Genomic DNA, 6,000 nt, shown 5'->3' on the forward strand with positions numbered 1-6,000 from the left:
CGAGCCGGCCAGATGCTAGTTCGGCCTGTTCCTAGAGGCGCTGCCCGAGTTCCTTGGCAGCCTCTGCGCCACCCTCGTCATCACCATCGGCACCTGGACGGCTCGCAAAGCCCGAGACCGCGCCGTCCCCAGGAGCAGCGAGACGCCTCCCGACAAGTGACAAGCCAGAGACAGCGCCGTTCCTGCTGAGGTGAGCGTGGGCTACAAGGGGGTGTATGGCAGCGATGGGGGCAGCGGGCGATGAGGCGGCTGTGGCGGAGGGGATGTGGCGGGCCACGGATCTGACCCGGGCTTACCTCGACCAGGACCGGGTCCGTGTGGGGGCGTGTCTGGATGGGCTGGACAGTGTGCAGGTGGAGCATCTGCTGGTCTGGCAGGTGCTGGAGCACGACATGCTGTTCGATGATCTGGGGGAGCCGTCGATGTCCGTGCGTGTTCTGGATGAGGTTTCGGCTCTGGCACCGGTGGACTGCGAGTTCGTGATGACGACCGCGGTGCGCGAGGCAGTTGCCGCGGGCACCGGCCTGTCCAGCAGGCTTCAGGAGTTTGCGGTGGCGGCACAGGTCCATGCGCTGACGGTGTGCATGGTCGTAATGCTCTTGGAGGCCCACGGGCGTCACGGTGCGCTGGAGTTCGTCGCTGCGTCGGCTGAGGACTTTGTCCGGCGGGGCTTCCCGCGGCCCTATCCGGCTACGTGAGGCGGCTGAGGCGCCGCTGCGCCGGGCTCGGCCGATGAACCGCTGTGCGTTGCGGCGCCGCGTCCGGCGGCACGAGACCCTAGCCTTGCCATGACGAGCCGGCCGGGGTCTTGCGCTGCACTTCGTTGACCAGCCGGTTCAACGAGTGACCGACGGCTGACGTCACGCTGCATGCGCCGCGGAGGAGCGCGGTGCGAAGCCGGATCGACCAACACAGCGGGCCCGCGCCGACGGCGTGCGACGCGGACCCACCTGGACCCTATTTGATGCCGTGGACGGATGGTGGTGAAGGCGGTGCCGGTCAAGGTCCGCTGCTCCTAGGCTGGTTGGTGGTGTACGGCGGCACGGTTCGGGGGCACGGATGGCTGACGCGGGGGCGTCTGACGGCGGGTCGGGCGGGGTGTGGTTCATCAGTCATGCGGGTGCGGATCGGGCGTGGGCGGAGTGGATCGCCTGGCAGCTCCTGGACGCCGGCTACCAAGTGGAGCTGGACTGCTGGGACTGGGGCGCCGGCGACAACTTCGTGCTGAAGATGAACGCCGCCCTGGAACGCGGCCGGTTCCTGGCCCTGTTCTCCCCGGCCTACTTCGAACCCGAGCGGTTCACCACGCCGGAGTGGACCGCGATGGTGGCCATGCGGCAGAAGATCACCCCCGTCCGCGTGTCCAACGTCGATGCCCCACCGATCCTGCGCGCGTTGATCTCCCGGGACCTGTTCGGCATCGAGCAGCCCGAGGCGCGGCGGGTGTTGCTGGAAGCGGTCAACGGTCCGGCCCGGCCGGATGCCGAGCCGCCCTTCCCCGATGATGGCGGGGCGCTGCGGCAGTTGGGCGGCAGCGGTCCACGCCTGCCGGGCATGCTGCCAAGGGTGTGGAATGTACCGGCTCGCAACGCGTCCTTCACCGGCCGCGACACCCTCCTCGTCCAGCTGCGCCAGGCCCTGGCGGCGGACAGTCGGGTGGCGGTGAGGGCGTTGCATGGCCGGGGCGGGGTGGGCAAGACCCAGCTGGCGATCGAGTACGCGTACCGGTTCGCGGGCGAGTACGAACTCGCGTGGTGGATCGCCGCGGAGGACCCGTCCCTGATTCCCGACCAGCTCGCCGTCCTCGCAGCCCGGATCGGCGCCGCACCCGCCGGCACGCCAGCGGCCGAAGTCGTGGAGCTGCTGATGGAGGAGTTGCGGACCCGGTCGCGGTGGCTGCTGGTCTTCGACAATGCCGAAGACCCCGAAGCCCTCTCGCGCTTTCTGCCCGGCGGCACTGGACATGTGGTGATCACCTCCCGGAACCCCAACTGGCAGGCATGGGTCACCCCGTTGGGCGTGGATGTCTTCTCCCGCACCGAGTCCCGCACCCTGCTGGGCACGCACCACCACGCCCTGGACGAGGCGGATGCCGACGACCTCGCCCAGACCCTGGAGGATCTCCCCCTCGCACTCGCGCAGGCCGGCTCGCTTCTCAATGGCGGCCTGTCGGCCGCGGACCTGAAAAGCGAGTTGGCCGCGAACAGCGCGGCGGTGCTGGCGGAGGGCTGCCCGGCCAGGTATCCGGTGTCGCTGGCCGCGCAGATCCGTCTGACCACCTCCCGTCTGGCGGCCGAGCAGCCGGGCGCACTGATCTTGCTGTCGGCGCTGGCGCTGCTGGCCCCTGAGCCCTTTCCCGTCACGGCCTGCGCGGGCCGTCTGCCCGACCAGGCCTCCGCACCGCTGACGCAGGCTCTGCGGTCTCCTCTTGCGGCTGGCCCGTTGTTGCAGGCGATCGGCCGGCACAGTCTGGCCCGGGTGCAGGACGGCAGCGTGCAGCTGCACCGGCTGACCCAGACCGTGCTCGCCGACCAGCTCACCACCGACCAGCACCGGCAGGCCGCCCAGGACGCCGAAACACTCCTTTCCTCCGCCCATCCCGGGGACGTCACACAGCCCGCGACGTGGCCCGGCTGGCGGCAACTACTGCCTCATCTCTTCGCCATCGCCCCAGCCTCGATCGCCACCGAGGCGGGACGGGACGTGGTACGCCAGGCCTGTTGGTACCTGATGGACCGCGGCCAGGCCCACCCCGCCCGGGACCGCCTGGAAGAGCTGCACGACACCTGGTTGCGGCAGCTGGGCCCAGACCACCAAGAAACCCTGCGGACCGCCAATCACCTTGCCCGTGCTTACGACGACACCCAGAACCACGAGCGGGCGCGCGACCTGGAGACGGATACTCTCGAGCGGCGCCGCCTGATCCTGGGAGACGACCACCCCGACACCCTGGGCACGGCGTCCAACTTGGCCGTCTATCTGGCGGCGGTGGGTCGGGTGGAGGAGGCGGTGGTGTTGGGTGAGGAGACGTTCGCCCAACAGGGGCGGGTGTTGGGTGAGGAGCATCCCGACACCCTGCGCACGGCGTTGAACCTGGCCGTCCGTCTGCCGGATGTGGGTCGGGTGGAGGAGGCGCTGACGCTGGGTGAGGAGACACTGGCGCGGCGGCGCGAGGTGTTGGGTGAGGATCACCCCGACACTAGGCAGGCTGTTGAGGTGCTGGAGTGGATCAAAGGGCGGCAAGTCGAAGATCCGGAGCGTCCGGTCTCAGGGGGGTGACCTCGACACCCTTTCTGTGGCAGCCTGCTTCCCTTCCCTGGTGTCTACCAGCGCATTCCCAAGTCGGTGAGGGCGTTGCGTTGTTCGGGGCTGAGTTTGTCGGCGCGGCGGCGTGTGTTGGAGATGAACGAGCCCAGTCCGAGCAGCTCGCCGTCGACGTTCTCGCGGTGTTGGCGCGGTACGCGCAGATGCCCCTCGCGGGCGTGGAACTGGCGGGCGGCGCTCATGTTCCGCCTGAGCAGGCAGGGATGGTTACCACGGAGGGGTCGGTGTGCCGTCTGGGTCCAGACCATGAGGCCACAGTCTCGTGAGGAGGTCCTGCTCCCCAGACCGGCGGTACAGGACCCTGATGCTGCCGTGGTTGGCGGCTTGTCGGGCCAGGCTCTCAGCCTGTGCCCGGTCTCCGGCTTTCTCTCGCCCCATGGCCAGGTGATAGAGAGCGATGGAGTTACCGTGGTTGGCGGCTTGTCGGGCCAGGCTCTCAGCCTGTGCCCGGTCTCCGGTTCTCTCTCGCCCCATGGCCAGGTTGTACAGGGCGATACCGTCGCTGTAGTCGGCGGCATGCCGGTAGAGAACCTCGGCACCTGCTCGGTCTCCGGCTTTCTCTCGCCCCATGGCCAGGCTGTACAGGGCGATGGTGCTGCCATGCTCGGTGGCCTGTCGGGCCAGGTTTTCGGCACCCGCCTGGTCTCCGGCTTCCTCTCGCAGCATGGCCAGGCTGTACAGGGCTCTGGGGTTGCCGTGGTTGGCGGCCTGTCGGGCCAAGTACTCAGCCTGTGCCTGGTCTCCGGTTCTCTCTCGTAGCACGGCCAGGCTGTACAGGGCGATGGTGCTGCCATGGTCGGCGGCTTGTTGGGCCAGGTTCTCAGCGCCTGCTTGGTCTCCGGTCTCCGCTCGCAGCATGGCCAGACGCACCAGAGCGATGGTGCTGCCGTTGTCGGCGGCCTGCCGGTAGAGAACCTCGGCGCCCGCTCGGTCTCCGGCCTTCTCCCGTAGTGTGCCCAGACGGACCACTGCGCCGGTCTTTTCGTAGTCTGCGGCCTGCCGGGCCAGGCTTTCGGCCCCTGCCCGAGCCCCAACCTCTTCACCTACCGTGGCCAGATGGGCCAGAGCGCTGCTACTGCCGTGGTCGGCGCTGCGGTGTCGGAGGTGGTGGGCCCATTGCAGGCGGTGCCGTATCTCGGCGGCCTCAGCGAGGCTGTAGAGGTCGTCGGGGTGGGTGAGGTGAGTGTAGGCGGCGCTCCAGAAAGATGCAGGCGGGCAATGAGGCCGGCGGGTAGTGCGGCCGTGCTGTTCGAGGTAATCGGCGAGTCTGAACACCGGTCCTCTGGAGGGCGGGACAGATAGAACGGCATCGGCGGATGGAGCGGGCGGGCTCCATGAGGGCCGGGGAGCGGTGCGCCGCAGGGGGGCCTGTTTACCGTGGACCGGTTCGGCAAGTTGGGCATAAGCCTGTTCTGCCCAGTCGTCGGTGAGCTGGTCGTAGTCGTCCTGGCTGAGGTAGCCGAGGGCAGCGTCGGTCAGGAAAGCCTGAGGAAGGTGGAGACCGACGCCGAGCCTGCGGGCGTCCATTGCTGCTTCCAGCAGCGCTCTCACGGGCCCGGTGGAGCGCTGGTAGCGGTTGAGGAGTTCAGGAGCCCCAGCAAGGTCCTGAGTGATCCGGCCGGCGCCCCGCGCTCGACTGAGGGCATCCGCAAGCAGTTCGTCCCCCTTTTCGGCAAGGACCGTTGCCGTGGCCAGGGCTGCAGTGTCGAACGCGTCGGGGACACTCAGGGTGTGGCCGGCCAGCAGTTCCCGCACCCGGCTGTACGGATCATCGCCGCCCGCTTCGGGCAGGACGGTGTAGGCGTTTGCGTACTCGGGCCACAGTGTGCCCAGCACCAGGACCGGACCGCGCTCCTTGTCGGTCAGAAGCCGGTGCACGGCTGCAGCGATCTGCTCGCCGAACTTCTGGTTTCCGAAGTAGTGCTGTGCCTCGTTCAGCCACACAACCGTTCGTGGCCCGACCCGGTGCAAGTCCTCCAGCGCGGCCTCAGCCCGGGTCGGATCGAAGGGATGCCACAACCGCCACTCGTGCTTGGCCAGCTCCTGGACGGCCTGCCAGCACGCCCGGGTCTTGCCCGTCGACGAGGACCCCACCGGGACCACGATCCCGCTGAACCCCTGAGTTGCCGCCGCTATCGCGTCGGCCAGCACAGTGTCGTGCGCGCGTCTCACATACCCGGGAAGCGCCCGCACCCCACCGGCGTCCGATGCAGTTGGGCCGGGCCCGGCGGGATGCACTTCCAGTTCGTGTGCATCCCACTGGCCGATGGGGCGGCCGGGCCCCGACCCATAGGCAGTCACTGCGCCTGTCTCTCCAGCCGCGGTCCGCCGCAGGTCCAGCAATTCCCCCACTGGCAGCTTCAGCACACGGGCCAGCTTGGTCACCGTGTCCACTGATGGCACATCCCCCTGGGGCGAGAGGGTCTTGGACACCGTCCCACGCCCGAGCGCTGCCCTGGCGGCGAGCTGCGTCTGGTTCAGGTTGGCGTGGGCACGTGCTTCATCGAGTCGTCTGCGCAGTTCGGCGTGTGCCGCACGCCTGTCTCGGTCGTCGTGCATCCGATGGTCCCCCGGGGTGGTGTGTGAACCGCTCCGGGTCTGATGGAGGCTCGATTCCCTGAGAGGATCGAGCCATGGCACGTCCGTCCCCTTACCCGCCCGAGCTTCGTGAGCGCG

Annotated in this window: 4 protein-coding genes; 2 read left to right on the forward strand and 2 right to left on the reverse strand. The window is 68.7% G+C overall.

Annotated elements, in window-relative coordinates:
* The first annotated feature begins 215 nt into the window (after positions 1 to 215).
* A complete protein-coding gene (locus ACIHIX_RS39620) occupies positions 216 to 698 on the forward strand; it encodes a hypothetical protein (RefSeq protein WP_399965135.1) in 483 nt (160 codons plus the stop codon).
* A 361-nt stretch (positions 699 to 1,059) separates the two neighbouring features.
* Positions 1,060 to 3,279: an FxSxx-COOH system tetratricopeptide repeat protein gene (gene fxsT / locus ACIHIX_RS39625; RefSeq protein ID WP_399965137.1), complete on the forward strand. Its 2,220-nt coding sequence runs from the start codon at positions 1,060 to 1,062 to the stop codon at positions 3,277 to 3,279.
* Positions 3,280 to 3,323: 44 nt separating this feature from the next.
* Here fxsT and ACIHIX_RS39630 read toward each other — a convergent pair whose 3' ends face one another.
* Both ACIHIX_RS39630 and ACIHIX_RS39635 read right to left on the reverse strand, forming a co-directional pair.
* Complete coding sequence (locus ACIHIX_RS39630; RefSeq protein ID WP_399965140.1) at positions 3,324 to 3,506, reverse strand: helicase associated domain-containing protein; 183 nt, start codon at positions 3,504 to 3,506, stop codon at positions 3,324 to 3,326.
* A gap of 25 nt (positions 3,507 to 3,531) precedes the next feature.
* A complete protein-coding gene (locus ACIHIX_RS39635; RefSeq protein WP_399965142.1) occupies positions 3,532 to 5,883 on the reverse strand; it encodes a helix-turn-helix domain-containing protein in 2,352 nt (783 codons plus the stop codon).
* Positions 5,884 to 6,000 lie beyond the last annotated feature (117 nt).

The organism is Streptomyces sp. NPDC051913, assembly GCF_044593635.1.
Taxonomy (GTDB): domain Bacteria; phylum Actinomycetota; class Actinomycetes; order Streptomycetales; family Streptomycetaceae; genus Streptomyces.

Coding starts and splice junctions, on each gene's coding strand:
- ACIHIX_RS39620 (WP_399965135.1), top strand. CDS start 216: ATGGCAGCGATGGGGGCAGCGGGCGATGAGGCGGCTGTGGCGGAGGGG.
- fxsT (WP_399965137.1), top strand. CDS start 1,060: ATGGCTGACGCGGGGGCGTCTGACGGCGGGTCGGGCGGGGTGTGGTTC.
- ACIHIX_RS39630 (WP_399965140.1), bottom strand. CDS start 3,506: ATGAGCGCCGCCCGCCAGTTCCACGCCCGCGAGGGGCATCTGCGCGTA.
- ACIHIX_RS39635 (WP_399965142.1), bottom strand. CDS start 5,883: ATGCACGACGACCGAGACAGGCGTGCGGCACACGCCGAACTGCGCAGA.